Annotated in this window: 21 protein-coding genes; 11 read left to right on the top strand and 10 right to left on the bottom strand. The window is 70.2% G+C overall.

Features of this window, described 5'->3' with window-relative positions; genetic code table 11:
• The first annotated feature begins 198 nt into the window (after window positions 1-198).
• Complete coding sequence (otsB, locus tag ASD30_RS18910) at window positions 199-1,044, top strand: trehalose-phosphatase (RefSeq protein WP_056685432.1); 846 nt, start codon at window positions 199-201, stop codon at window positions 1,042-1,044.
• A gap of 16 nt (window positions 1,045-1,060) precedes the next feature.
• Here the strand turns inward: otsB and ASD30_RS18905 are convergent, their stop codons facing one another.
• From ASD30_RS18905 to ASD30_RS27630, 3 genes are all read right to left on the bottom strand, one after another.
• Window positions 1,061-1,561, bottom strand: coding sequence for a LytR C-terminal domain-containing protein (locus ASD30_RS18905; protein WP_056685430.1), 501 nt, complete (start codon window positions 1,559-1,561; stop codon window positions 1,061-1,063).
• A 4-nt stretch (window positions 1,562-1,565) separates the two neighbouring features.
• Window positions 1,566-1,862, bottom strand: coding sequence for a DUF3263 domain-containing protein (locus ASD30_RS18900; RefSeq protein WP_056685427.1), 297 nt, complete (start codon window positions 1,860-1,862; stop codon window positions 1,566-1,568).
• Window positions 1,863-2,057: 195 nt separating this feature from the next.
• Complete coding sequence (locus tag ASD30_RS27630; RefSeq protein ID WP_235532632.1) at window positions 2,058-2,669, bottom strand: hypothetical protein; 612 nt, start codon at window positions 2,667-2,669, stop codon at window positions 2,058-2,060.
• 216 nt (window positions 2,670-2,885) lie between these two features.
• On the opposite strand from ASD30_RS27630, the gene ASD30_RS27625 reads away from it, so the two are divergent.
• The 3 genes from ASD30_RS27625 to ASD30_RS18880 are packed head-to-tail and all read left to right on the top strand — an operon-like array spanning window position 2,886 to window position 5,816.
• Complete coding sequence (locus ASD30_RS27625; protein ID WP_082563998.1) at window positions 2,886-3,296, top strand: Crp/Fnr family transcriptional regulator; 411 nt, start codon at window positions 2,886-2,888, stop codon at window positions 3,294-3,296.
• A 43-nt stretch (window positions 3,297-3,339) separates the two neighbouring features.
• On the top strand, window positions 3,340-4,335 hold the full coding sequence (locus ASD30_RS18885; RefSeq protein ID WP_056685421.1) for an adenylate/guanylate cyclase domain-containing protein: 996 nt from the start codon (window positions 3,340-3,342) through the stop codon (window positions 4,333-4,335).
• A gap of 44 nt (window positions 4,336-4,379) precedes the next feature.
• Window positions 4,380-5,816 (top strand): alpha,alpha-trehalose-phosphate synthase (UDP-forming), encoded by a 1,437-nt coding sequence (locus ASD30_RS18880; protein ID WP_056685418.1) that lies wholly within the window; start codon window positions 4,380-4,382, stop codon window positions 5,814-5,816.
• Between the two features lie 218 nt (window positions 5,817-6,034).
• Here the strand turns inward: ASD30_RS18880 and ASD30_RS18875 are convergent, their stop codons facing one another.
• Entirely contained in the window at window positions 6,035-7,579 is a 1,545-nt protein-coding gene (locus tag ASD30_RS18875; RefSeq protein WP_056685415.1) for an FMN-binding glutamate synthase family protein, read from the bottom strand.
• Between the two features lie 55 nt (window positions 7,580-7,634).
• On the opposite strand from ASD30_RS18875, the gene ASD30_RS18870 reads away from it, so the two are divergent.
• From ASD30_RS18870 to ASD30_RS18855, 4 genes are all read left to right on the top strand, one after another.
• Window positions 7,635-8,882, top strand: coding sequence for an alpha/beta fold hydrolase (locus ASD30_RS18870; protein WP_056685412.1), 1,248 nt, complete (start codon window positions 7,635-7,637; stop codon window positions 8,880-8,882).
• 117 nt (window positions 8,883-8,999) lie between these two features.
• Window positions 9,000-10,325: a MinD/ParA family ATP-binding protein gene (locus ASD30_RS18865; RefSeq protein ID WP_200949846.1), complete on the top strand. Its 1,326-nt coding sequence runs from the start codon at window positions 9,000-9,002 to the stop codon at window positions 10,323-10,325.
• A 112-nt stretch (window positions 10,326-10,437) separates the two neighbouring features.
• Window positions 10,438-11,796 carry an MFS transporter gene (locus tag ASD30_RS18860; RefSeq protein ID WP_056685408.1) on the top strand — a complete coding sequence of 453 codons (1,359 nt, stop codon included), beginning with the start codon at window positions 10,438-10,440 and terminating at the stop codon, window positions 11,794-11,796.
• Window positions 11,793-13,217 carry a pyridoxal phosphate-dependent decarboxylase family protein gene (locus ASD30_RS18855; protein WP_056685405.1) on the top strand — a complete coding sequence of 475 codons (1,425 nt, stop codon included), beginning with the start codon at window positions 11,793-11,795 and terminating at the stop codon, window positions 13,215-13,217. The genes ASD30_RS18860 and ASD30_RS18855 overlap by 4 nt, the downstream gene beginning before the upstream one ends.
• 60 nt (window positions 13,218-13,277) lie before the next feature.
• Here the strand turns inward: ASD30_RS18855 and ASD30_RS18850 are convergent, their stop codons facing one another.
• Entirely contained in the window at window positions 13,278-18,821 is a 5,544-nt protein-coding gene (locus tag ASD30_RS18850; protein ID WP_056685402.1) for an ATP-binding protein, read from the bottom strand.
• Window positions 18,822-18,896: 75 nt separating this feature from the next.
• The gene (locus ASD30_RS18845) at window positions 18,897-19,601 is read right to left on the bottom strand and encodes a uracil-DNA glycosylase (protein WP_056685399.1); all 705 of its coding nucleotides are present in this window, start codon (window positions 19,599-19,601) and stop codon (window positions 18,897-18,899) included.
• 129 nt (window positions 19,602-19,730) lie between these two features.
• Here ASD30_RS18845 and ASD30_RS18840 point away from each other — a divergent pair, with 129 nt between their 5' ends.
• Entirely contained in the window at window positions 19,731-20,510 is a 780-nt protein-coding gene (locus ASD30_RS18840) for a dioxygenase family protein (protein ID WP_056685396.1), read from the top strand.
• A gap of 91 nt (window positions 20,511-20,601) precedes the next feature.
• On the opposite strand, the gene ASD30_RS18835 is transcribed toward ASD30_RS18840, so the two are convergent.
• Together ASD30_RS18835 and ASD30_RS18830 are read right to left on the bottom strand one after the other, a co-directional pair.
• A complete protein-coding gene (locus ASD30_RS18835) occupies window positions 20,602-22,155 on the bottom strand; it encodes a succinic semialdehyde dehydrogenase (RefSeq protein WP_056685394.1) in 1,554 nt (517 codons plus the stop codon).
• A gap of 4 nt (window positions 22,156-22,159) precedes the next feature.
• Window positions 22,160-23,782: a GMC family oxidoreductase gene (locus tag ASD30_RS18830; protein WP_056685391.1), complete on the bottom strand. Its 1,623-nt coding sequence runs from the start codon at window positions 23,780-23,782 to the stop codon at window positions 22,160-22,162.
• Window positions 23,783-23,899: 117 nt separating this feature from the next.
• On the opposite strand from ASD30_RS18830, the gene pdxY reads away from it, so the two are divergent.
• Entirely contained in the window at window positions 23,900-24,751 is an 852-nt protein-coding gene (gene pdxY / locus ASD30_RS18825; RefSeq protein ID WP_056685389.1) for a pyridoxal kinase PdxY, read from the top strand.
• Entirely contained in the window at window positions 24,748-25,287 is a 540-nt protein-coding gene (locus ASD30_RS18820) for a DUF305 domain-containing protein (protein WP_056685386.1), read from the top strand. Before pdxY ends, ASD30_RS18820 begins: the two co-directional genes overlap by 4 nt.
• A gap of 153 nt (window positions 25,288-25,440) precedes the next feature.
• Here ASD30_RS18820 and ASD30_RS27260 read toward each other — a convergent pair whose 3' ends face one another.
• Together ASD30_RS27260 and ASD30_RS18810 are read right to left on the bottom strand one after the other, a co-directional pair.
• Window positions 25,441-26,202 carry a hypothetical protein gene (locus ASD30_RS27260; RefSeq protein WP_200949847.1) on the bottom strand — a complete coding sequence of 254 codons (762 nt, stop codon included), beginning with the start codon at window positions 26,200-26,202 and terminating at the stop codon, window positions 25,441-25,443.
• Window positions 26,203-26,260: 58 nt separating this feature from the next.
• The gene (locus ASD30_RS18810; protein ID WP_056685383.1) at window positions 26,261-26,842 is read right to left on the bottom strand and encodes a TIGR03086 family metal-binding protein; all 582 of its coding nucleotides are present in this window, start codon (window positions 26,840-26,842) and stop codon (window positions 26,261-26,263) included.
• Window positions 26,843-26,996 lie beyond the last annotated feature (154 nt).

Genomic DNA, 26,996 nt, shown 5'->3' with positions numbered 1-26,996 from the left:
TTGCTCAGCCTACGCAGCCTGTCTCACGATGTGCACATCGGGTCCGGGATGCGGACACGCTCGAGGCGTCGGAGTCGCGTCGATCCGTCGTCGTGCGTCGCCACGCGCGGTCGTCGTACGCCGTCTCGCACCAGGGCGCCTCGTCGTACGACGGCAGCATCCGGAACGCGCACCGAACGGACATGATTGGGTGGACCCATGGAGTTCATCTCCGCGACAGGTGAGGAGCGGTACGCCGCGCTGGTGCGTGTCGCCGCTGACAGTGTCATCGGACTCGACCTCGACGGCACCCTGTCGCCGATCGTCGACGACCCCAGCCTGGCCCGGATCCACCCCGACGCCGGCGAGGTCCTCGTCGAGCTGGCCGAGCACGTGGCCGCGATCGCGATCATCACCGGTCGGCCCGCCCGCCAGGCCCTCGCGCTCGGCGGACTCGACGACGTCGGCAACGCGATCGGCGAGATGGGCAAGGAGCTCTACATCTTCGGGCAGTACGGCAACGAGCGGTGGTCCTCGGTCAACCGCCGGGTGATCTCGCCGCGTCCGCCGCACGGCCTGGCCAGCTTCCTGCTCGGGTTGCCCTCACTGCTGCGACGGGCCGATGCATTCGACGCGTACGTCGAGGAGAAGGGGCTGGCGGTCGCCGTACACACCCGGCGGCTGCCGGACGCGACCGCCGCGTTCGAGCGACTCCTTGGCCCGGTCTCCGAGCTCGCCGCGGCCAACGACCTGACCGTGGAGCCGGGGCGCAGCGTGATCGAGGTGCGTGCCCCGGGCACCCACAAGGGCGACGCCGTGCACACCATCGCCGAGGAGCTGTCGACGCGCGGCTTCATGTTCGCCGGCGACGACCTGGGCGACCTGGAGGCCTTCGCGGCAGTCGAGGAGCTGCGGCAGGCGGGCCAGGCCACGTTGCTGGTGTGCTCGTCGTCCGACGAACAGGGCGCGCTGCTGCGGCGTGCGGACGTCTCGGTCGACGGGCCCGAGGGCGTGCTCGACCTCCTGCGGCAGCTCAGTCGCGACGCCGCCTCCGCCCGACTCTGACCGCTCGAGGGGCGGGTCAGGAGGTGTAGTCGGGGGTGAGGATGACGGTCAGGCGGTCGCCGCCCATGGGGTCGACCGCGGGGATCACGCGGGCGATGCCGAGGTCCTTGGCGAGCAGCTTGCCGGCCGCCTTGAGCCGGGCGGGGTAATAGACAGTGGAGGCCGGGATCGTGCCGTGCCAGTTGTCGGAGGCCACGACCTGCCAGCCGAACGACTGCGCCTTGGAGGCGGTGGAGCCGGCCAGTCCGGAGATGTTGGAGTTGTTGTAGACCTCGACGTAGACCTTGCCCTTGACGACCTTCTTGGGCTTCTTCTTCACCACGGGCGCCGGCTCGGGGTCGGCCGTCGGCGACGACGAGGTGGGCGAGGGTGCCGGCTGGGAGACGGACTCCATCTTGCCGTCGCCGCCGCGGTCCATGGTGGTGACGTAGGCGATGCCGGCCATGGCCACCGCGATGATGCTCAGGATGACGAGCGGAGAGGGGAAGGCGACACCACGGTCGTCTCTCGCGCGCACCGGATCAGACCTCGAAGCCGAGTCGGCGGGCCGAGCGCTGGCGTTGGCGTGCGGCCCGGAGGCGGCGCAGGCGACGGACCAGCAACGGGTCGGAGGCCAGCGCCTCCGGCTTGTCGATCAAGGCGTTGAGCACCTGGTAGTAACGCGTCGAGGACATGTCGAACTTCTCGCGGACCGCCTGCTCCTTCGCGCCGGCGTACTTCCACCACTGGCGTTCGAACTCGAGGATCTCACTGTCACGCGTCGACAGGGAGACCCCGTCCGCGGACTGCTCGTGGTTGACGGACTCTGCAGCGTCCATGCGTCTCGACCCCTAACTGCTGTGATTGCCCGAAGGCTCGACCCTCATCCTAGACGCTGAATCACACGCATGTCATTCGATTCGCGGCGAGTCCTTGACGACGCGCCCGAGGAAGCGGTACGGCGACCGACCAGCGGACACCGACTGCCTTTTTCTGGACAGCCGGCGACCCCGTCAACGGGGCGATCCGCCCGGTCAGTCCTGCGCGTCGGCGGGGTGCTGGGCGATCCAGCCACGGACGAACGCGACGAACTCGGTGTCGAACGCGACCCAGTCCGGGTCCGTCGCGAGCGCGCCCAGGCTCTGCTCCAGCTCGTCGGAGGGGCCCTGCGTGGCGAGCATCACGGCCAGCGCGATCTCGGGCCGCACGCTGATCTTCCGGCCCGGTCGGGGCAGGGTGCGGGCATAGCCCAGAAGCAACGCCGGGTCGAGCAGGCCCAGGATCTCGGGCAGACGTGCGGACAGCTCGGTGGCCAACAGGTCCCCCGCCGGCTCGTCGACCAGGTCGAAGGACCAGTGATCAGCCATCGGTGGGCGCCGTCCGGGCACCATCAGCCGGTCGGCCCAGAGCACGTCCCGGGTCTCTCCCCCGTCGCGGCCGAGCCAGTCGGCCCAGATCCGCGGCTGCACCCCGAGGTCGACGAAGAACTCGGCCTCACGGAAGCCGAGCTTGAACGGGCGCACCTCGACGTACGCCCGATCACCGGACGCGCTGTCGAACCAGAAGTGGCGGCGCCGGCGCTGGAACCCGGCGCGCCTGAGCACCGGCGCGATCCGGTCGCGGACCACCTCGTCCACTGGTTTCACCGATGTCCTCCCCTGCCTGGTCGGTCCGCATGCTCCCATGTGTCGTCCCGCGCAACCAGCATCTCGCCGGCCTCCGTGGCGGCACGCTCACCCACGCCGCACGCTCGATCCGCGGACAGCAACGGCCGTTCTCTGGACAGGCGGCGACCCGACCGCGAAGATCTACCCGGGACGGAGCGCGGCGCCACACGTCGACCCTTCGAGAGGATCAATCACGTGAACCATTCACAGGAGAAGGCGGCTCTTGCCCGCCTCGACCGCTTCGCCGACCTCAGCGACTCCGAGGTCAAGGCACTCGTCGAGCACGGCACCGCAGTCACCATCCCGGCCAACTGGTCGTTGATCTGGGAGAAGACCCCTGCCGACAAGGCCTACATCCTCCTGGAGGGTGAGGTCTCGGTACGTCGAGGTGGCCAGGAGATCGCCCGGCTCGGCCCGGGCGACACCGTGGGCGAGACCGCGATCGTGAACCACAAGCTGCGCAACGCGAGCGTGGTGTCGCTGACGCCACTGTCCGTGCTGCACTTCACCAGCGAGGCGGTGCAGGACCTCATCGACACGGTCCCGACCTTCCGCACCGCCCTCGAGCAGACCGCGCACGACCGCCTGCCCGACACCCCGGCCTAGACCATGACGCTCAGACGGGCGCCGTTGCGAGACACGGCCTGAGGTGGCCCAGACTCCCGGGCTCGACCCTGCGCTCTTCGCTGCCCTCGAGGCCACGCTGCTCGGCCAGGCTCCGCACCTGACCCGGCTCGACGTCATCGAGCAGTCCGGCGTCACCGACGAGCGCGCCCGGGAGCTCTGGCTCTCACTCGGCTTCCCCTCCCCCGCCTCCGACGACGAGGTGCTGTTCACCGACGCGGACGTCGAGGCGGTGCGCACCCTGGAGGGGCTGGTCGCCAGCGGAATGGTCGACCCACGCACCGAGAACGCGCTGACCCGCAGCATGGGCCGCAGCTTCGCCCGCCTTGCCGAGTGGGAGATCGCCGAGGTCGCCACCATGATGCTCGGCTCGGGCGCCCGCCTCGACTTCGCCGAGATCGAGCCGGTGATCAAGACCGCGCTGCCCGCCCTCTCCGACCTGCAGGAGTACGTCTGGCGGCGACACCTGGCCAACGCCGCCGGCCGGCTGCTGTTGCAGGCCTCCGACGATGCCGTCGTACAGGCCGTGGGGTTCGCCGACATCGTCGGCTACACCCGCCGCACCCGCAGCCTCGACGCCGACGAGCTGGCCGACATGGTCGAGCGCTTCGAGTCGACGGTCAACGCCGTCATCTCCGACGACGGCGGCCGGATCATCAAGACGATCGGTGACGAGGTGCTCTTCGTGGCCGACGACCCGGTCGCGGCCGGCCGCATCGCGCTGCGCCTGGCCGGCGCCCATGAGATCGACGAGGACTTCCCGCAGGTGCGCGTCGGCATGGCACACGGCCGGGTGCTCGCGCGGCTCGGCGACGTGTTCGGCGAGGTCGTCAACATCGCCTCTCGACTCACCTCGATCGCCCGGCCCGGCCGCGTTCTGGTCAACCGCGAGCTCGCCGACGAGCTGCGTGAGCACGACGACCTCTTCCGTGTACGACGGGCGCGGACGACACCGGTGAAGGGCTACTCCCGGCTCGAGACGTGGGCCGTGAAACCGCCGAAGACCCCGCGCGGGGATTAGCGATTGGCGCCCACCCACCGAGGTGGGCCCTATAGGGTCGGGGCGTGACGACCGGATCCGCAGACCTCGTGATCGTTGCCAACCGCCTGCCCGTCGACAGGGTGACCCTGCCCGACGGGTCGCAGCAGTGGCGCCGCTCCCCCGGCGGACTGGTCAGCGCCATGGAGCCCGTGATGCGCAGCAACGACGGGGCCTGGATCGGCTGGACCGGCGTCGCCGACGACACCAGCGAGCCCTTCGTCGACGACGGCCTCTCGCTCGTCCCGGTCCCGCTGAGCGAGCTCGAGATCGAGGAGTTCTACGAGGGCTTCTCGAACGGCACGCTGTGGCCGCTCTACCACGACGTCGTCGCCAAGCCGGAGTTCCACCGTGAGTGGTGGGACTCCTACGTCACGGTCAACCAGCGCTTCGCCGACCGCGCCGCCGAGATCGCCTCGAAGGACGCGACCGTGTGGGTGCACGACTACCAGCTCCAGCTGGTGCCGCAGATGCTGCGCGAGCTGCGGCCCGACCTGCGCATCGGCTTCTTCCTGCACATCCCGTTCCCGCCCGGCGAGCTCTTCCAGCAGCTGCCGTGGCGGCGCCAGATCCTCGAGGGACTGCTCGGCGCGGACCTGGTCGGCTTCCAGCTCTCCGGGGCCTCGCAGAACTTCGTCCGGCTGGTCCGCCAGCGGGTCGGCCACAAGACCCACCGCGACCTGGTCTACCTGCCCGACGGTCGCACCGTGCTGGCCGCCGCGTTCCCGATCTCGATCGACACCGCCGGCTTCGAGGAGCTGGCACGTTCGGAGTCGGTGGCCGAGCGCGCCGCACAGATCCGGGCTGCGCTGGGCAACCCGAAGCGGGTGCTGCTCGGCATCGACCGGCTCGACTACACCAAGGGCATCTACCCGCGGCTGCGCGCCTACTCGGAGCTGGTCGCCGACGGCCACTTCGACGTCAAGGACAGCGTGTTCGTGCAGGTCGCGACCCCCAGCCGTGAGCGCGTCGAGCAGTACCGCGTGCTCCGTGACGACATCGACCGCCTCGTCGGCCGCATCAACGGCGACCTCGGTCGCATCGGGCAGCCGGTGATCGCCTACCTGCACTCGGCGTACCCTCGCCACGAGATGGCCGCGCTCTACCGGGCGGCCGACATCATGGTGATCACGCCGTACCGCGACGGCATGAACCTCGTCGCCAAGGAGTACGTCGCCTGCCGCTTCGACAACGACGGTGCGCTGGTGCTCTCGGAGTTCGCCGGGGCTGCCTACGAGCTGCGGCAGGCGTGGCAGGTCAACCCCTACGACATCAACGGCATGAAGTCGGCGATCCTCGATGCGGCGCGCTCCGACGACAAGGACCGCACCCGCCGCATGAAGGCGATGCGCAAGACCGTCACCGAGAACGACGTGGCCAGCTGGGCGAACAGCTTCCTGTCCGAGCTGACGTCCGTGCGCCCCTCGCACGGCAAACCCGTGCGCCCCGCCCGCCTCTCCTGACCCCTCCCCTCCCGCCTCACCAACCGTGGATTCTTGATGCGCGAACACCGGATCCTTGATGCGCCAACCGTGGATTCTTGATGCGCGAACACCGGGTTCTTGATGTCTCAGATCAAGAACCCGGTGTTCGAGGCGCAAGGGCACACGGTTGGCGCATCAAAAGCACGCGGTTGGCGACGCAAGAGCACACGGTTCGCGCATCAAAAGCACGCGGTTGGTCAGGGAGTGGGCACGTGGGGCGCCATCAGCGCCGTGATGTCGCTGCGCACCGGCTCCGGCGGGAGGCCCCAGCCGGGACGGTAGCCGTACACCTCGCCCAACGACCGGGTCTGTTGTACGCCGTCCACGATGTCGACGTCGTCGATCCCGATCAACCCGGGGTGGGGCACACCGCAGGCCTCGGCGATCTTGAGCAGGTCCCGCCGCATCGTCTTGATGTAGTTGGCCACCCGCACCGACTTCAGCTCGGGGTCGAGGCCGTGTGCGAGCCACGGGTTCTGGGTCGCGACGCCTGTCGGGCAGTGGTCGGTGTGGCACTTCTGCGCCTGGATGCAGCCCAGCGCGAGCATGGCGCCGCGGGCGGTGTTGACCATGTCGGCACCCAGCGCCATCGCCACGATCGCGTTCTCCGGCAGGCCGAGCTTGGCAGAGCCGATCCAGGTGATGTCGCCGTCCTTGTCGGCCTCGGCGAAGAGCTTGAAGACACTGCTGAAACCCAGCCGCCACGGCAGCGCGACCGAGTCACTGAAGACCAGCGGAGCCGCGCCGGTGCCACCCTCGCCACCGTCGATGGTGATGAAGTCGACCGAGCGCTCCGGGGTGATCTGCTCGAGCAGGTCCTGCCAGAAGTCCATGTTGCCGACTGCGGACTTGATGCCGACGGGCAGGCCGGTGGCGTCGGCGATCGTCTCGACGAAGTCGAGCATGCTGTCGACGTCGCTGAACTCGGTGTGCCGCGAGGGACTCGAGCAGTCGTGCCCCATCGGGATGCCGCGGATCTCGGAGATCTCCTGGCTGATCTTGGCCGCCGGCAGCATGCCGCCCAGTCCGGGCTTGGCGCCCTGGCTCAGCTTGATCTCGATCGCCTTGACCGGCGCCGAGTCCACCACGTCCTTGAGCCGGGACAGGTCGAACCGCCCCTGCTCGTCGCGGCAGCCGAAGTACGCCGTACCGATCTGGAAGACCAGGTCGCCACCCTGCTTGTGGTGCGGCGAGAGGGCGCCCTCACCGGTGTTGTGCAGCGTGCCGGCGAGTGCCGCCCCCTTGTTGAGGGCCTCGATCGCGGCTCCCGACAACGAGCCGAAGCTCATCGCCGACACGTTCACGATGGAGTTCGGCCGGAAGGCGTGCGTGCGACCCCGCGGCCCGCCCATCACCTTCGCCGACGGCAGCGGCTGCTCCTCGCCGTCGTGGATGCTGGTGTTCGGCGCGACGTCGGAGAACGTGCGGTGCCGGATGATCGGGTAGCCGACGTTGTTCTCCATGTTGTTGTCGGTGCCGAACCCGAAGTAGTTGTTCTCCAGCTTCGACGAGGCGTAGACCCAGCGCCTCTGGTCGCGACTGAAGGGCCGCTCCTGGTCGTTGTCGGTGATGATGTACTGCCGCAGCTCGGGGCCGATCGACTCGAGCAGGTAGCGCAGGTTGGCGACCACCGGGAAGTTCCGCTTGAGCGCATGCCTCTTCTGGGTCAGGTCGTGCACCGCCACTGCACCGATGGCCGCGACTCCCGCGGCCCCCACTGTCCTGATCGCGTTCCACTTCATGGTCAGTGTCTAGTCGTCGCGCCCACGAATGTCGAGGTTCGGGTACTTTGCGAACATGGATCTGATCCCGAAACCCGATCAGGTCGTCTCAGCCGCGAGCAACGTCGCCCACAAGATGTTGTACGGCGGCGTGGCGGACCTCAGGAAGATGCCTCGCACCCTGATCGACGAAGGGCTCCTGCGGCAGGTCTACCACTACCGTCCGAGCGGCAAGGTCAAGGAGGACGGCGACCCCGTCCTGCTCGTGACACCGCTGGCCGCGCCGTCGATCTGCTTCGACCTGCGCCGCGGCTGCTCCCTGGTCGAGCACCTGGTCACCGGCGGACGACCGACGTACCTCGTGGAGTACGGCGAGGTGTCGTTCCGCGACCGCAACCTCGGCATGGAGCACTGGATCGACGAGGTCGTGCCGATGGCGATCCGGGCCGCCTCCGAACACGCCGGGGGTCGACCGGTGCACGTCATCGGATGGAGCCTGGGCGGAATCTTCATGACGCTGGCCGCCGCCGACGACCCGACGCTCCCGATCGCCTCGATGACCATCGTCGGGTCGCCGTTCGACGTGGCGAAGGTGCCGCTGATGGCGCCCCTGCGCCCGCTCGTGAAGATGGCGGACCGGCCCTGGCTCGGCGGCCTGACCGACGGCCGCGGCCCGGTGACGCGGGTCTACCAGGCCATGGGCGGCGCCCCGAAGCCCCTGGTGCGGTGGGCGTTCCAGCTCTCCGCCGCCCAGAAGCTCGTCTCCAAGCCGCTGGTGAAGCTGCAGAATCTCGACGACACGGACTTCCTGGCGCAGATCGAGGCGGTCGAGGTCTTCACCGCCAACATGATCGCCTACCCCGGCCGCACGTTCGGGCAGCTCTACCATCGGTTCTTCAAGACCAACGACCTGAAGTACGGCTACTTCGCGTTCGGTGATCGTCGCATCGAGATCAAGGACGTCGACAAGCCGGTTCTGGTCTTCGGCGGCGCCACCGACGGGATTGCTCCGGTCGCGTGCGTGAAGGCAGTTGTTCCCCTACTCACCGGGTCACCCGAAGTGCGCTTCGAGGTCGTCCCAGGAGGTCACCTAGGCATGCTCACCGGACGCTCGGCACGCGAGACGACGTGGAAGTTCATCGACGGCTGGATCAGCAAGTGGTCCAGCGACAGGGAGCCCGAGGAGGCTTCCCCGCCCGACAAGGCCCCTGCCAGGAAGCCTGCTGCGAAGAAGGCCAAGCCCGGTGCCTCGGAGGCAGCCGGCATCGGTGCCAGCCCGACCCGGCGCTACGGATCGGGCAGCTCACGCTCCCTGGCGAAGTAGCGCCCTCGGGGTTGGTGGACGCCCGCGGCCTGTGAGCCGTGCCGTCGGGGCCACCGAGTCACCGTGGCGGGATGCAACAATGCCAAGCGGATGCTCGAACCACACTCGGAGGTAACGATGCCCGACGACGCCCCGGTCAGCGGAAACGGCCCGGACCAGCACCCTCGCTGGCAGCTCCAGCCCAGTCCGGTCGCGGGGCCTTCGGGGCCGTACGCCGCGCATCCCCCGACGGCGACCGGTCACCAGAACAGCCAGCAGAACGGACCGTCGACGAACCCGGGCGCCCGTAGGCGCCAGCCCGGGCCGACAGACGGTGCTGCGGCGTACAACGGCGCGCCACCGTCCTACGCACAGCCACCCCAGCACCAGCGACCACCTGCCGGCGCCCACCAGGCGCAGCCGCCCACCGGCCAGCAGCCACCGCCGGCCGGCCAGCAGGGGCCTCCCCAGGGCGGGCAGTACGCCGGCCAGCAGCCGAACCTCCCACCCCAGCAGGAACCTGAGCCCGTTCCCACCGCCCAGGACTTCCTACGTGCCCGGCACCAGGCGATCGACATCGGCCCGGCGACGTGGGGCTGGCGGGGCGTCGTCCGCAAGCTCACGTTCGGCCTGATAAAGCCCAAGATGGGCAAGGCCGAACGCACGTGGCGCCAGTCGCGGGCCGCCGTACAACGCTCGTTCGCGGGGCCGCGCACCGTCGTGTTCGCGAACCCGAAGGGTGGCGCGGCAAAGACCACGTCGGTGCTCGCGGCCGGCTACACGTTCGGCACCGTGCGCGGCGGAGGCGTGGTCGCGTGGGACAACAACGAGACCCGCGGCACGCTCGGCATGCGTGGCGAGCAGGTCGGCCACCACAACACGACCCGCGAGCTGCTCGACGACCTCGAGCGGTTCCAGGACGTCTACGAGTCGCGCATCGGCGACCTCAGCGCCTTCGTGCGCAGCCAGGGCGACGCCCACTTCGACGTGCTCGCCTCCGACGAGCGGGCCGACGTGACCGGCACGATCAAGGCCAACGACTTCGACGCCGTGCACCGGCTGCTCGAGCGGTTCTACCACCTGATCCTGGTCGACACCGGCAACAACCTGCGTGCGGAGAACTGGCTGGCCGCCGCCAAGATGGCCGACCTGATCGTGGTGACCTGCACGGTGCGCGAGGACACCGGCTACTCCGGCCTGTGGATGCTCGACGCGCTCGCCGACGCCGGGCACTCGCAGATCAAGGACAAGACGATCACCGTGCTGGCCGACCCGTCACCGAACGTCGACGCGCAACTGGCCAAGGACCTCACGGCCGTCTATGCGCAGCGCACGCGTGACGTCTTCCGGATCCCCTACGACCCGGCGCTGGTGGCCGGGTCGGTCGTGCAGTACGACCAGCTCTCCGACGCCACACGCTCGGCGTGGTTGAAGGCCTGCGCCGCCATGGCCGAGGCCCTCTGACCGAGCTGGCATTCCTTGCGTCCCGACCCTGCACGTGTTGGTGCCAGAACCGTGGATCCTTGACTCTGCGCAACTCCCGACGCCCAGCCGGTTGCATGGCTAGTGTTCGGACATGTCCGAGCCCCTGACCCGCGGCGTACGCGTCGGCTACGCCACCGGCTCGGTCGCGACCGGGGCGTTCGGCACGGTGCCGGGCCTGATGTTGCTGCCGTTCCTGACCGACAGCCTGGGCATCGGCGCGCTCTACGCGGGACTGATCGTGTTCCTGCCGAAGGCGTGGGACGTGATCCTCAACCCCGTCGCGGGCCGGATCAGCGACCGGACCGACGACCCGCGCGGCCCGCGGCGTCCGTGGCTGCTACGCGGTGGCCTGTCCCTCGCGGTGGCGTTCGCGCTGCTCTTCGCGGGGCCGTCGTCCGGCTCGCAGGGTCTCGACGCGCTGTGGGTGCTGGTCTGCTTCCTCGGCTGCGCGACGGCGTACGCCTTCTTCCAGGTGCCGTACGTCGCGATGCCCGCCGAGATCACCGACTCGTACGACGAACGCACGCGACTGATGTCGTGGCGGGTGGCGATCCTGGCGTTCACGATCATGCTCGCCGGTGCGACCGCGCCGCTGATCCGCGACGCGATCGGCGGCCGTGACGGCTACCGCGTGATGGGCGTGGTGATGGCCGTGCTGATCGCGATCGGTGTCGTCGGCACGTACGTCGGCACCCGCAACGCGCCCCATCGAGAGGTCAGTGCCGGCGCCGGGTCGTTGGCCGACCAGCTGAGAATCGTCAGCCAGGCAAGGGACTTCAGGCTCCTGCTGATCACGTTCGTCCTCCAGGCACTGGCCACGGGCTGCATGCTCGCCGGCGTCGACTACCTCGCCGGCGACGTGCTCGAGTGGCAGGGCGCGTCGACGATCCTGTTCGTCTGCTTCGTCGGGCCGGCACTGCTGTTGACGCCGCTGTGGGCGCGGCTCGGCACCCGGGTGGGCAAGAAGCAGGGATATGTCGCGGCGTCGTTGGTGCTGGCCGCCGGCGCGCTGCTGGCGATCGTGTCCCGCGAGGCCCCGGCCGCCGTGGTGTTCGCCGCCACCGGCCTGATCGGCGTGGGCTATGCCGGCGCCCAGGTGTTCCCGATGGCGATGTTGCCCGACGCCGCCGCGGCCGACGCCCTGCGCACCGGCTCCAACAGGGTCGGGGTGTTCACCGGCGTGTGGACGGCGGCCGAGACGCTCGGGCTCGCTCTCGGACCGGGGCTCTTCGCCCTGATGCTGGCCGCCGGCGACTACCGTTCCTCGACCTCCGGCGACGTGGATCAGCCCGACTCGGCGGTCACCGCGATCGTGCTCGGCTTCTCACTGGTGCCGGCTGCCCTGACCCTCGCATCGCTGTGGTGGCTCTCGCGCTACTCGCTCGGCGACCCCACACTGCTGGTCCCCTCGATCGAGGAGACCGCACCCGACTCCCAGGAGCCCGTATGACCGACGTCCTCGCCCGCCTCCGCGCCCTGCAGGCCGGCGACCTCCCGGTCCACGGCGGACGCACCCTGGCCTACGTCTACGACTCGGGACTGCCCGACGTCGACGAGGTCGGCCGGGCCGCGGTCGCGGCGTACGCCGGCTCGAACGGTCTCGACCCGACCGCCTTCCCGTCGCTGCTCACCATGGAGAACGAGCTGGTCGGCTTCGCCTGCGGCCTCCTCGACGCACCACCGTCCGTGGTCGGCTCCGTGACGTCGGGCGGCACCGAGTCCGTGCTGCTGGCCGTGCAGGCGGCTCGCGACGCCAACCCGTCCGTCGAGCGCCCGCGCATGGTGCTGCCGTCCACCGCACATGCCGCATTCCACAAGGCCTCCCACTACTTCGGGGTCGAAGCCGTCGTGGTCCCGGTGACGTCCGACTTCCGCGCGGACGCAGATGCAATGGCCGCTGCGATCGACGACCGCACCGTCCTCGTGGTGGCCAGCGCACCGTCGTACGCCCATGGCGTGGTCGACCCGGTGACCGACATCGCGGCGGCTGCCGCGGCCCGTGGCGTGCGCTGCCACGTGGACGCCTGCATCGGCGGCTGGGTGCTGCCGTACGCCGCCCGGCTGGGGCGGCCGGTGACGCCGTGGACGTTCGCGGTCGACGGGGTCACCAGCGTCTCGGTCGACCTGCACAAGTACGCCTACGCACCCAAGGGCACGTCGATCCTGCTGCACCGCACGCCCGCGCTGCGCAAGGCGCAGTACTTCGCCTCGGCGGACTGGCCCGGCTACACGATGCTGAACTCGACGATGCAGTCGACCAAGTCGGGTGGCCCGCTGGCGGCGGCGTGGGCCGTGGTGCAGTCGATCGGCGACGACGGCTACCTGCGCCTGGCCGAGGATGTGTTCACCGCGGTCGACCGGATCGTCGAAGGCATCACGTCGATCCCCGAGCTGCGGGTCGTCGTACAGCCGGATTCGACGCTGGTCGCGCTGGCCTGCACCGACGCGTGCGACCCGTTCACGGTCTGCGACGAGATGGCCGCGGCCGGGTGGTACGTCCAGCCGCAGATGTCGTACGCCGACGCGCCGGCCACGATCCACCTGTCGGTCTCGGCGGCGACCCTGGCCCATGTCGACGACTTCCTCGCAGCACTGAAGGCGGCCGTCGAGTCCGCGGTGACGGCTGGCCCTGTGTCGGTCGACCCCGAGGTGGTGGCCTTCATCGCCGCGCTCGACCCGACGACTCTGTCCGACGACGACTTCGACGGACTGCTGGCCGCCTCGGGGCTGGTCAGCGCGTCCGACGACGGCTCACTGGCCCTGCCTGCGCGGATGGCCGAGGTCAACGCCATGCTCGACGTGGCCTCCCCCGCCATGCGCGAGGCCCTGCTGATCGCGTTCCTCGACCGCCTCCAACGCCCTGTCCCCTGACCCACGAACCTGCAGTTCTTGATGCGCGGGTTCGCGACGCAAGAACTGACGGCTCGCGCATCAACAACTGCCGGCTCGTGCGCCTCTCTCGATCGCTTCGATGATCTTCGGCCGCAGCTGCGCGGCGGAGATGACCTCGTCGACCGATCCCACGCGAACGGCGCGGTGGATGTCGTGGACACCGTCGAACTCGGCGGCGACCTCGCTGATCTTCTCGGCCCGCAACTCGGCCCGCAACGTCGCCAGCTCGAGCACCATGCCGGCACGGTCGGTGCCGGAGGCCTCGCCGATCCGCTCCTCGAGGGCAGCCACTCGCGGGTCGGCCGCGGCGCGCTTGTCGACCTCGCCGGCGAAGACCACGGCCGCGGCCGGGGCGCCACCCAGCACCGAGGCGTAGGAACCCTCGATCGCCAGCACGGTCATCCGCGGGTTGAGCCGCTTGGAGAAGACCACGAAGGCACCACCGTGGTAGCGCGAGATCACGCAGAAGACGATCGGACCGTCGAAGTTGACGATGGCCCGCCCGATCTCGGCGCCGTACTCGAGCTGCAGGTTGCGCATCGAGTCGGGTGAGCCGTCGAAGCCGGAGAGGTTCGCCAGCACCACCATCGGCCGGTTGCCGCTGGCGGCGTTGATCGCCCGGGCCGCCTTCTTCGACGACCTGGGGAACAGCGTGCCCGCGGTGTAGGTGTCGGGGCCGTCGGTGGGCGGGAAGCCGCGTCGTGCCACCGGCCGGGACTCGATGCCCAGCAGGCACACCGGATGGCCACCGAGGTGGACGTCCTGCACCACCGCGGTGTCGGCGTCGGCCATGCCGGCCCAGCGCTCGAGGGTCGGGTGGTCCTGGTCGGCCAGCGCCCGCATGACGGTCCGGATGTCGAAGGCCTTCTTGCGGTCGGGGTTGGTCGCCGCGGAGAAGATCTCGCCCACCGTCGCGAAGTCGCTCCCGGGTGCCGAATGCGGGAAGGACGTGATGTCCCGGTCGGCCGGGTCGTTGCTCGGCGCACGCCGCGGACCCGAGGCACCGGGTACGACGTACGTGTGGTCGTAGTGGGCCATCAGCACACCGAACGCGCTGGCCAGGTCGGGCGCCCAGTACTGCGCCTGGCCGTTGGGGCCCATCACCCGGTCGTAGCCGCCGATGCCGAAGTTGTCCTCAGCGGAGACGCCTCCGGAGAAGTCGAGCGACTGCTTGCCGGTCAGCACCATGGCACTGTCGGGCGTCATCACGAGGATGCCCTTGGTGTGCATGAGCATCGTGGCCTCGGCGTTCCAGTAGGGCTGGGCGCCGACGTTGATGCCCGCGACCACGATGTTGATCTCGCCGCCCGCCTGGGTGAACTCGATGATCCGCTTGAGGCCGGCGGCCACCCAGTCCATGTTCTCGGTGCCGGACTCCATCGAGATGCGGGCGCCTGCCGAGATCGCGAACCACTCGACCGGGACCTGCATCTGCTCGGCCAGGTCGATCGCCGCGATCAGCCGCGCGCACTCGGCCTCGGAGACCGCTCCCAGCGCCTTTGTCGGGTCACCGCAGAGCACCACGCGGGTGACTCCCTCGGGGTGCAGGGTCGTCGGGGTGGTGACCACGGCCACGAGGATCCCGGCCTTGTTCAGGCCCGGTGCGCGGTCGACCGGAACGAGCACACCGTTCTCGTCGAGGTCGTGCTCGACCAGGGTTCCGCCGTTGCCGGCCAGGACTCCGGTCAGCTCGTAGGGGTAGACCATTCCGCGGCGACGCGACCGGAGCACCTTGCCGGCGTACTCGTCGAGAGGCTTGAGCGGTTCGGTGGGCGGCGGCTCGATCGAGGCGGTGACGCCGGACCCGGGCCGGGCGTGGAACCGGATGGCGACCGGGGTCGCCTGCCCGTCGGGCCCGGCGATGCGGCCCTGGGCCACGACCTCCTCGATGCCCGCGCCGTCGGTGAGCGGCGTGATCTTGCCCTGCAGGGTGGTGAGCTGGTCGACGTCGGCGTCGACCACCGGCCACACCTGCACCCACACGTGGTTGACGTCGAGCTTGCTCCCCGCGGCCCCGCGGGAGGTGCGCACCCGACGGATCGCCTCGAGGCAGTTCTCGACCGCACGCTCGGCATGGGGTACGGCGATCACCCGGCCCTCGTCGTCGCGGATGATGGCGAGCTGGCGCACCTGGGCCAGCGCCACCAGGCGCCGGTCCTGGGTGTTCTCCCGCGCCACGCACTCGTAGAGCAGGACGTCCTCGGGGGCGTCGAGGCGGGTGACGTGGAAGTTGCGCAGGCGCCACAGGTCGAGGCGGCGCGCGACCATGGGGTGCAGGCCGCGCACGAGGGTGTCCTCGACGGCTCCGCCCTCGGCAGGCCGGAAGGTGAAGTACTCCACGGGACGGCCGGACCCGGGGCACACCGCGATCACGAGGCGGCGTACGGCGGCGGAGAACGAGAGCGCGTTGACCAGGCGACCCAGCTCGGCCGACATCGCGTCGGGGGTGGCCGGCGCGTCGGCCCAGCCGAGGTAGAGGTCGGCGACGACGTCCACGCCGTCCCCGCCCCCGTCGACCAGCTGGTCGACGGCGTCGCCCAGTCCGCTGCCGGGGACGAGCTCCGAGACGTGTCCGACGGTGGAGACCAGGTGGGTGGGGCGTCCGTCGAGCGTGTAGTCGGCGACCGCGCAGGGGCGGTCGTCGATGTGGACCGGCCGGGCGTCGTGCAGGTCGTACTCGCGGTAGTGCCTGCGGAAGAGGACCTCCAGCATCGGCTCGTGGGCGGGGATGCCCTTCTCGAGCCGCTCGGCGAGGAACCCGACGATCTGCTCCGGGATGTCGGCCAGGGCGTCGAGGCGGGCGTCGCGATCGGAGAGGTCCGGGTCCGCGGCCAGCGCTGCGGCCTCGTTGCGCCCGGCCGCGAGTACGCCGGCGCGCTCGGCGTCGACGGCCGGCTGGTCGAACCAGCGGAACCGCACACTGCGGGCCAGGTCGCCGACCACCGGGAACCGGAGCTGCGTGGCACGCACCAGGCGGTCGAGGAGCTCGCGCACGCCGGCGCCGATCTCGGTCGCCGGCGGAGGCTCGGCCATCCAGCGCTCGAGCAGCGACGTGGCCAGCGCGAGGTCGGTGGCGAATCGCTGCTGGGAGAGAAAGATCCGGAAGACCGCCTCGTCGAGCTGCGGCGTACGGTCGAGGTCGACCACCCCGTAGTGGGCCAGCACACGGATCAGGCGCTGTCGGAACTCGTCGGGCAGGCCGCCGCGCTCCACGTCGAGGCTCTGCAGGTAGGTGTGGAAGTGCTCACGCGAGCTGTGCACCCGGAGCTCGGTGTGCAGCTGCTCCCCGGCCGGCCGGTTGCGGCTGAGCTCGGCGAAGTCGGCGAACATGGCGAGCAGGGCCAGCTCGTCGGTCAGCACGTCGCCACCCTCGGCACGGAATGCCTCGCGGGCGCCCAGGTAGTCGTCGACCACCGCACGGTCGGCCCTGTGGTCGAGGTCGAAGCCCATCAGGACGGCACTCAGGTCAGCGAGACCCCGGCGTACCCGCTCGTCGAGCGTCACCTCACCACGGGCGACCGGCAGGTCGAGGCCGGGAGCCTCGCCCGGAGCCGCGGTGGCCGGAGCCGCATCGGCCTCGGCGTCGGGCTCGAGCCTGAGCAGCGGCGCGCCGGTCTCGACCTGTGAGCCCGTGGTGACCAGCAGCTCCTTCACGGTCCCGGCGACGGGGGCGTGGAGGACGGTCTCCATCTTCATGGACTCGAGCACGAGAACGGGCGTACCGGCCTCGACCACGTCGCCGGCACGGACGGGCGTGGCCACGACCAGCGCCGGCGCCGGCGAGCGTACGACGCCGCCCTCGTCACGGCTGACCCGGTGCGCGACCCCGTTGACCTCGACGAGGTGCATCGGGCCGTGGGTGGCGCTGACCAGTCGGAACCTCTGGTCGTCGATGGTGAGCCGGGCGTGGAACTCGTCGAGCCGGTCGAGGGAGGCCGTCAACGTCTCGGACTGGTCCCCGAGCGCCACGGTCACCCGATAGGTCTCGGGACCGGTCTGCACCACCGTGACTCGATAGACGGTGCCGCGCAGCTTGAGCTCGACCGGCCGTCCGACGGTGTGCTGCACCTGCGGGCGACCGCCACGGGCGGTCTCGAGGAGGCGGGCGATCTCGACCGCTTCCTCGTCCTCGTAGGCCTCGATCGCCGCGGCCACCAGGGCCACTCCCGAGTGCTTGTGCGCGACCAGCCGGCCCTCGGCACGGACCCGGTCGATCCACCCGGTGTCGGCCCATCCGACCGCGCTGCCGTCGACCATCGCATTGCCGTCGACGACCTCGGGCTGGTCGAGCAGGTCGAGGATGAAGCTCTTGTTGGTCGCGCCGCCCTCGATCACGACGGTGGTGTCGGCCATGGCGCGGCGCAGCCGGGCGAGTGCCTCGGCACGGGTGCGGCCGTAGGCGATCACCTTGGCGATCATCGAGTCGAAGTCGGCGGGGATCGTGTCGCCCTCCGCGACGCCCGAGTCGACCCGGATGCCGGGGCCGGCGGGCAGCTCCAGCAGGGCGATGCGGCCGGGTGAGGGCGCGAAGTCGCGGTCGGGGTCCTCGGCGTTGAGCCGGGCCTCGACGGCGTGGCCGACCTCGGCCGGGCGCTCGCCCTCCAGGCGGCCACCGGCCGCGACGTGCAGCTGCGCCTTGACGAGGTCGACGTCGGTGGTGACCTCGGTGATCGGGTGCTCGACCTGCAGCCGGGTGTTGACCTCGAGGAACGCGAAGGTGCGCGTCTCGGGGTGGTAGAGGAACTCGACGGTGCCGGCGCCGCGGTAGCCGACGGCCAGCGCCAGGCGTTCGGCCGACTCCTTGACCTCGGCGACCTGGGTTTCGTCGAGGAGCGGGGAGGCGGACTCCTCGATCACCTTCTGGTTGCGGCGCTGCACGGAGCAGTCGCGTACGCCGAGCGCCCACGCCGTACCCTGCCCGTCGGCGATCAGCTGCACCTCGACGTGGCGGGCGCCGGTCACGAGGCGCTCGAGGAAGACCACGCCGCTGCCGAAGGCGCGCTCGGCCTCGTCGCGGGTGCGCTGGTAGGCGTCCTCGAGGTCGGCCGGGTTCTCGACCTTGCGGATGCCTCGGCCGCCACCGCCGGCGGTGGCCTTGAGCATCAGGGGGTAGCCGACCTGCTCGGCGGAGGCCAGCGCCTCCTCGAGGGTGTCCACCCCGCCGCGGCTCCAGGGGGCTACGGGCACCCCGACCTCCTCGGCGATCAGCTTCGAGCCGATCTTGTCGCCCAGCTTGCGCATGGACTCACCGGACGGGCCGATGAACGTGATGCCCAGCCGGTCGCAGAGGTCGGCGAAGGCGGGGTCCTCGGCGACGAAGCCCCAGCCGACCCAGACCGCGTCGGCACGGGTCTCGACCAGGGCGCGCTCCAGGACCGCGTGGTCGAGGTAGGGGCGCGCGGAGGCGGGGCCGAGGCCGTGGGCCTCGTCGGCCTCGCGCGCGAACATCGCTGACCGTTCGTCGTCCGTGAAGAGGGCGATCGTGGTGAGCTGGGCACCGCCCTCGGCGTTGAGGTCTCGCACGGCACGGATCAGCCGGATCGCGGCCTCTCCACGGTTGACGACAGCGATTCGAGTCAGCAACGCAGACCTCCCTGGTGACGGTGGCGCACAGTGTGCACGTCCGCAGGCTGCCACGGGTTGAACGTTACGAACCAGTCACATCGCCGCAGCGACCTGCGGCAACCTCCAGTCCACCGCCCGGCCACCTTGCTCCTCCAGCATCCGGTTCACCCGGCTGAACGGCCGCGACCCGAAGAAACCGCGGTGCGCCGACAGGGGCGACGGGTGAGCGGACTCCACCCACGGCACGGCGCCCAGCATCGGCTTCAGCGACTGCGCGTCACGGCCCCACAGGATCGCGGCGAGCGGCCCTCCCCGGCGTACGACCGCCTGGATCGCGCACTCGGTGACCGCTTCCCAGCCCCGCCCGCGGTGCGACGCGGCCTCGCCGGGGCGCACGGTCAGCACCCGGTTCAGCAGCATGACGCCCTGGTCGGACCACGCGGTCAGGTCTCCGTGGGCGGCAGGTTCGAGGCCGAGGTCGGTGTGCAGCTCCTGATAGATGTTGGTCAGGCTGCGCGGGATCGGTCGTACGTCGGGCGCCACCGCGAAGCTCAGCCCGATCGGATGGCCGGGCGTGGGATAGGGGTCCTGGCCGACGACCAGCACGCGTACGTCGGCGAGCGGGCGCTGGAACGCGCGGAGCACGTGATCGCCGTGCGGAAGATAGGGACGCCCGGCCGCCAGCTCCTCCCGTAGGAACCGCCCCATCGAGGCGATCTGGTCGTCGACCGACGCCAGGGCAGCGGCCCAGTCCTCGGCGACGAGCCCCTTCTCGACCAACCCCGGCAACACGCTCATGCCTCCCGACCCTACCGAGATGGCCCCCCACGTTTGACACCCGATTCGAGCAGGGAGAGGTGCCAGACGTTGGGGACTGTCCAGAAAGAGGGGTGGAATAAAGTTGAAGGTTAAACTATTGTGAGAGACATGGACTCCACGATGACGATGCCGGCGCTCTACATCGGCCACGGCGCTCCCCCGCTCCTCGACGACCCGGTCTGGGCGGGCGAGCTCGCGTCCTGGGCGCGCGACCTGCCGCGCCCCAAGGCGATCCTGATCGTGAGTGCCCACTGGGAGTCCGCGCCGGTCAGCCTCTCCGCGTCGAACGTGCCGCTCGTCTACGACTTCGGAGGCTTCGCGCCGAAGTACTACCAGATGACCTATGCGACGCCCGACGCGAGCGCACTCGCGAAGCGCGTCGCGGCGATGATGCCGCAGGGTGAGCCCGTGCACCAGCACCGCAGCCGCGGGCTCGACCACGGCGCGTGGGTGCCGCTGAAGATCATGTACCCCGACGCCGACATCCCGGTCCTGCAGATGTCGCTGCCGACCGAGGACCCCTACAAGCTGCTCAAGCTCGGCGAGCGCCTGCGCCCCTTGAGGGACGAGGGCGTGCTGATCATCGGCTCCGGATTCCTGACCCACGGGCTGCCGTTCCTCAAGGACTGGTCGATCGAGGCCGCCGCACCGGGATGGTCCAAGGACTTCGACCTCTGGGCCGCCGAGGCCCTCTCACGTGGTGACATCGACGAGCTGGCGGCGTACAAGACGAAGGCGCCGGGCATGCCCTACGCGCACCCGACCGTCGAGCACTACATCCCGCTGTTCATCTCGCTCGGCGCCTCGCGCAATGCCGACGACCCGCGGGACAAGAGGATCGACGGCTACTGGATGGGCCTGTCGAAGCGCTCGTTCCAGATGGCCTGACCGCAACAACAACTGCCGGTTCGCGCATCAAGAATCGCCGGTTCGCGACGCAACAACTGCCGGTTCGCGCATCAACAATTGCAGGCTCGTATCAGCGGATGCGGAGCTTGCGCATGATGGCCAGGCCCTTGATCTGCTGCTCGACGTTCTTCTCGAACGGGATGCCGTCGGGCGCGCCCATCACCTGCTTGCGCAGGATGCCGACGTTCTGGACGTCGGTGTACTTCAGCAGGCCCTGGTCGCCGTGACGCGCGCCGACGCCCGACTGCTTCACGCCGCCGGACGGCGTGCCCTTCGAGGCGTACGCCGTGGCGAGGATGTCGTTGATGTTGACGTTGCCCGAGTGGATCCGCCGGCCGACGCTGGTCGCGTGGTCGATGTCGCCGCCCCACACCGAGGCGTTCAGCCCGTAGTCGGTGTCGTTGGCCAGCGCGATCGCCTCGTTCTCCGACGAGTAGCGGTGCAGCGCCACGACCGGCCCGAACGTCTCGCCGACGCCGGCCAGCATGTCCTTGGTGACGCCCTCGAGGATCGTCGGCGCGTAGAACGCCGGCCCCACCTCGGGCAGCTCGCGCCCACCGGTCACCACGACGGCGCCCTTGGCGACGGCATCCTCGACGTGCGAGGCGACGCGGTTCTTGTGGTCGACCGAGACCAGCGAGCCCACCTCCGCCTCGAAGTCGTACGTCGCCCGCACCCGCAGCTTCTCCGTGGCCGCGACGAACCGTGACCTGAAGTCGTCGTAGATCGAGTCGTGGACGTACATCCGCTCGATGTGCATGCAGATCTGGCCGGTGTTCCCGAACGCACCGAACAGGGCACCCTTGACCACGTCGTCGAGGTTGGCGTCGGGCAGCACGATCATCGGGTTCTTGCCGCCGAGCTCGAGGCAGCAGCCGATCAGGTTGCGCCCGGCCCGCTCGCCGATCACCCGGCCGGTGGCCGTGGAGCCGGTGAACATCACGTAGTTGGCGTTGTCGATCAATGTCGGCCCGACGTCGGGACCTTCGCCGCACACCACCTGGAAGAGACCGCGCGGCAGCCCGGCCTCCTCGAGCAGCTGCACGCCGTACAGCGGCGAGAGCGCGGTCTTGTTGTCGGGCTTGACCACCACGCCGTTGCCGGCGATCAGGGCCGGGATGGCGTCGGAGATGCCGGTGGCGAAGGGGAAGTTCCACGGCGCGATGATGCCGACGACGCCCTTGGGCTGGCGCACCTCGAGGGAGGACGACACCACGGGCACCGGGCCGGCATGCTTCTTCGGCGCCAGCAGCCTGGCCGCGCGCTTGAGGTAGTAGCCGGCCACCATCGGGATGTCGAGGGTCTCCTCGAACGCCATCCGTCGGGCCTTGCCGCTCTCGACCTGGATCAGGTCGACGATCGTCTCGTTGCGCGACAGCACCAGCGAGTGGAACCTCTTGAAGACCTTCAGCCGCTTCTTCAACGGCCACTGCGACCACTCCGCCTGCGCGCGGCGAGAGGCCTCGAAGGCCGCCGTGATGTCGTCGGGCGTCGACTGGGGCAGCTCGACCAGCACCTCGCCGGTGTAGACCTCGGTCAGCTTCCACGTGCCGCCCGAGGTCGAGGGCACTCGCGAGACGAGCTGCTGGAGGAAGGCATCGGTGACGGAGACAGGTCGGTTCATGGCGTCAGGCTCCCTGGAGGATGAGTTCGGCGGCCTTCTCGCCGATCATGATCGACGGTGCGTTCGTGTTGCCGCGGATGATGGTCGGCATGATCGAGGCGTCGGCGACGCGCAGGCCCTCGATGCCGACCACCTTGAGCTCGGGGTCGACCACGGCACGGTCGTCGACGCCCATGCGGCACGAGCCGACCGGGTGGTAGACCGTCGTGGCCCGGTTCAGCACCTCGTCGACCAGCCTCTGGCCGTCGTACGCCGGTCCGGGTTCGTACTCGCCCTTCACGGTGGCGGCGATCGACGGGTGGTGCATGATCTCGCGGATCATCTCGAGCCCCTCGACCAGCACCTTGAGGTCGTCGGGCTCGGCGAGGAACTGCGGGTCGATGATCGGCGCGACGGTCGGGTCGGCGCTGGCCAGCCGCAGGGTGCCGCGCGACTTCGGCTGGATCAGCGTCGAGAACGCACTCCACGACGTGCGCTGGTCGGGCTTCATCCGGACCGGGGCGTCCTGGTTGGGCGCCGGGTAGGACCACGGCAGGGCCAGCAGCTGCATGTCGGGTCCGCCCTCGGCCAGCGACGTGCTCACGAACGCGCCGGACTCGAAGACCGAGTGGGCCATGAAGGTCCGGCCGGGCTTGAGCCGGTCCTTGAGGATGCCCTTGCCGAAGTAGAAGGCGTTGCCCTTGTGCGGCGAGTTCGTGACGTGCCAGGTGGTCGGCACGAACAGGTGGTCGTGCAGGTTGTCACCCACCGGAAGGTCGGCGTGCACCTGGATGCCGAAGCCGGCGAGGTGGTCGGCGTGGCCGATGCCGGAGAGCTGCAGGATCTGCGGCGATCCGAAGGCTCCGGCGCTGACGATGACCTCCTTGGTGGCCCTGATCGTGCGGCGAGAGGTGCCTTCGATCACCTCGACGCCGGTGGCCCGGCCGGCCTCGATCACCACACGTGCCACGGTCGCGCCGGTCTGTACGGAGAGGCCGGGCGAGGCGTTGTCGGTGACGTAGGCGCGGGACGCGGAGTAGCGGACGCCGTCGCGGGTCGACTCCTGGATGACGTGCATGCCGGACTGCTCGGCGCCGTTGTAGTCGGGCGTGCTGGCCACCCCGAGGGCAGCCTCGCCGGCCTGCACGAACGACTTCGCCGCGTCGGTGATGTCGTGGTTCTCGATCACCTGGACCGGTCCGCCGGTGCCGCGGTAGTCGTCGGCGCCGCCCTCCCAGTTCTCCAGCTTCTTGTAGGTCTCGAGCACGTCGTCGTACGACCAGCCCTTGTTGCCCTCGTCGGCCCAGGAGTCGAAGTCGGCCCGGTTGCCGCGCACGAAGATCATCCCGTTGACCGAACTCGAGCCGCCCATCAGCTTGCCGCGGGTGGCCGGGATCCTGCGGTTGTTGAGGTGCTCCTGCGGGGCGTTGTAGTAGCCCCAGTCGAACTTCGCCTTCAGCTTCGGCTCGGCATGGATCATCGTGATCATGCCGGGCTTGCGGAACATCATCGACTTGTCGGAGCCGCCGGCTTCGAGGAGTACGACGCTGTGCCCGGCGTCGGCGAGCCGACCCGCCACGGCGCATCCGGCACTCCCGGCGCCCACCACGACGTACTCGGCCTCGTTGACGCTCCCCTGCTTGGCCATCGTTCTCCACCCTCATGTGTTCGATCTCGCCGGACAGCCGACTGTAACAAGTTCTAGTTTCGCCGGGAAGGGGTTTCCGTACCTTGAGTACGCCAATCCGGATGGGAGGATGTGCCGGTGAAGATCCTCTCCATCCAGTCCTCGGTCGCCTACGGCCACGTCGGCAACTCCGCCGCCGTCTTCCCGCTGCAGCGCCTCGGCCACGAGGTGTGGCCGGTGTTCACCGTGCACTTCTCCAACCACACCGGGTACGGCGCCTGGCGTGGGCCGATGCTCGCCGCGGACGACGTGCGCGAGGTCATCACCGGCATCGAGGAACGCGGCGTGCTCGACCAGGTCGACGTGGTGCTGTCCGGCTACCAGGGCGGCGAGGAGATTGGCGACGTGATCCTCGACGCCGTCGCCCGGGTCAAGAAGGCCAACCCCGCCGCGATCTACGCGTGCGACCCGGTGATGGGCAACGCGAAGAGCGGCTGCTTCGTGAACCCGGCGATCCCGCCGCTGCTGCGCGACCGCGTGGTGCCCGCGGCCGACCTGATCACGCCCAACCAGTTCGAGCTCGGCTTCCTCACCGACACCTCGCCACTCTCCCTGGACGAGACCCTCGCCTCTGTCGACCTGGCCCGCGCGATGGGCCCCTCGACCGTGCTGGTGACCAGCGTCGAGCAGCCCGACGCGCCCGCCGACACCCTCGAGATGCTGGCGGTCACCGACGACGGGGCGTGGATCGTGCAGACGCCGCGGCTCCCGTTGAAGGCCAACGGGTCCGGCGACCTCACCGCCGCCCTGTTCACCGCCCACCTGCGCACGACCGGCGACCCGGCGTACGCCCTGGGCGCCACGGCGTCGTCGGTGCTCGGCGTGCTCCAGGCGACGATCGACTCCGGTGAACGCGAGCTCCAGATCGTGCTCGGCCAGGAGTCGATCGCCAACCCTGCCTCGCAGTTCGACGTACGTCGGGTGCGATGAGGTTCCGCCTGCTCGTCACCGGCCTGCTGGCGTTCCTGCTGTTCGGCTGCTCGTCCGACGACTCCGACGCCAAGGAAGGCAGCGCCGACCGCGCCGCCTTCGCGACCGAGCTGATGCACCGCGACGCGGCGCTGCTCAACCTGCTCGACGCCTCCCTCGGCCAGACCTTGCCCACGACCACCTCGACGGCGGTCGAGACGGTCCGCGCCGACGCCACGGCGCGCATCGAGACCTCGGCCGACCTGCTGGCCGAGTGGGGCGCCGACGTGCCCGTGACCGTGCGCGACCACGGGGTCGACCACGGCATCGAGGCGGACGCCCCCGACCTCGAGGGCACGCCGACCGAGGACGACATCCACGGCCTGGAGGAACTGTCCGGCGACGACTTCGCCACGGCGTTCACCGAGCTGCTCCGCGCCGCCCTGGACGGTACGACGACCGCGGCCTCGGCGTACGACGGCACCGACCAGTCGGCCGGCGAGCTCGCCGAAGCGGCCGAGCGCCAGTCGCAGGCCGCCCTCGACACCCTGGACTAGTCGCCCACGGGGCTCACGCGGACCGTCCGACATGCAGTTCGGGCTTCCACGTCCGTCCTTGAGCGTGAGAGCCGCGCCTCAGCGACCGAACTGCATGTTCCACGGTCCGCCGGACGCGGCAGGGTTCGGAGCGCCGGACGGCTCAGTCCGGGCTCACTCCTCCGGGCGCGGGCGGATCCGGGTGCGGTTGTCGAAGTCGGGCTCGTCGAGCTCTCCCGACTGCCAGGGGTCGGCCTTCTTCGGGGCCGGCGGCTCGGGCGCCTGCTGCGGAGCCGGCCACTGCTGCTGCCCGGGGGCGGGGGGCCACTGCTGCCACTGGTCCTGCGGTGCGCCCTGCGGGCCCGGCGCGGGCCACTGCTGCTGCGGAGCCGGCCACTGGTCCTGCGGTGCGGCGTACTGCTCCTGCGGCGCCGGCCACTGCTGACCCTGGGGCGCGGAGTGCTGCCCCGGCGCCTGCCACTGGTCCTGCCCCGGGAACTGCTGCCCCTGCGACTGCTGCCCCTGCGACTGCGCGTGGCCGCCGAGCGGGATCTGCTGCGGCGGGACGCCCGACTCCATCAGCGCCGTGTCGGCGGCGAGGACGTCCTTGTGGAAGCGCTTGTGCACGTAGAGCTTCTCGCCGAGCGTCAGGCACTTCCACCACAGGCCACTGGCCGGCCCGATGATCACGTTGCGCGGCAGCTCCGCGACCACACCCTTCGGCTTGGTCATCGACCACCTGCCGGTGTCGAGGACGAGGATGCGCTGGTCGGTCACCAGGACCGCGCGGTAGCGCAGCCAGAAGAAGAACAGGTAGGTGAGCAGGGCCCACCACCCGGTGATGGTCTGCCCGGCCAGGACCGCCTGCACCTGCTCGCCGGGGCGCAGGTAGGAGGCGGAGTTGTTCACGATCTTGTGACGCAGCGGTGTGGCCATGCCCGCCATCGTAGGCCCGTCTGCCGGCGTGCCGGAGCCCACCGGCGGGGAACGTCGCTCAGGGCTGCCAGCGCGGGTCCCGACCGCTCATCGCGACCAGTTCCTCCAATGGCGAGGCATCGGCGGGCGGCGCCACCTCGGGGCCGAACGCGTCACCGCGCATCCCCTCCGTGCCGGGTCCGCTGAACATCGCCACGAACGCCCGGGCCCGCGCCACGCTCTCGTCGTCGATGGGGAACTCCTGCCCGGAGGCCCGGGCCAGGTCCCAGCCGTGCACGACCACCTCGTTGGTGGCGACCAGTCCGGCCGTCTCGCCGTCCAGCTCGACGCCACCGGCCGCGGTCTGTCCGGTCCAGGCGTCGGGCTCCCGCCAGGCCGCGGCCAGCGCCTCGAGCTGCTCCGGCACGCGGGTGCGCCAGTCCGGGGCCAGCCTGCTGACGTCGCCCGCGGGCGGCGCGCCGGCCGAGGTTGGCAGCTCCTTGCGGGCAGCCATGGCGAAGGCGAGGCTCAGGCCGTCGACGTGTTCGAGCAGGTCACCGAGCGCGTACGCCGGGCACGGGGTGCGTACGGCGAGCTGGTCGTCGCGGATTCCGGCGACGACGGCCGCCATCGCGCTCGTGGCGTTTCCGAGATCGTGCATGTGTCCTCCTGGTGGTTTTCAGGTGAGACCCGCGAAGAGCCCGGAACTCATCGGTGCCGGGCGACCGGGTGTGCGGCCGGGTCTGCGGCCGGGTCTGGGCGACGACGCACCGGACCAGCAGATAGACTTCCTGCCGCGCTGCACGACGGCGCAC

It is taken from the genome of Nocardioides sp. Root140 (assembly GCF_001426745.1).
GTDB lineage: Bacteria > Actinomycetota > Actinomycetes > Propionibacteriales > Nocardioidaceae > Nocardioides.
Note: the sequence above shows the minus strand (reverse complement) of the source record. Positions and strands in the feature narration are given on the sequence as shown.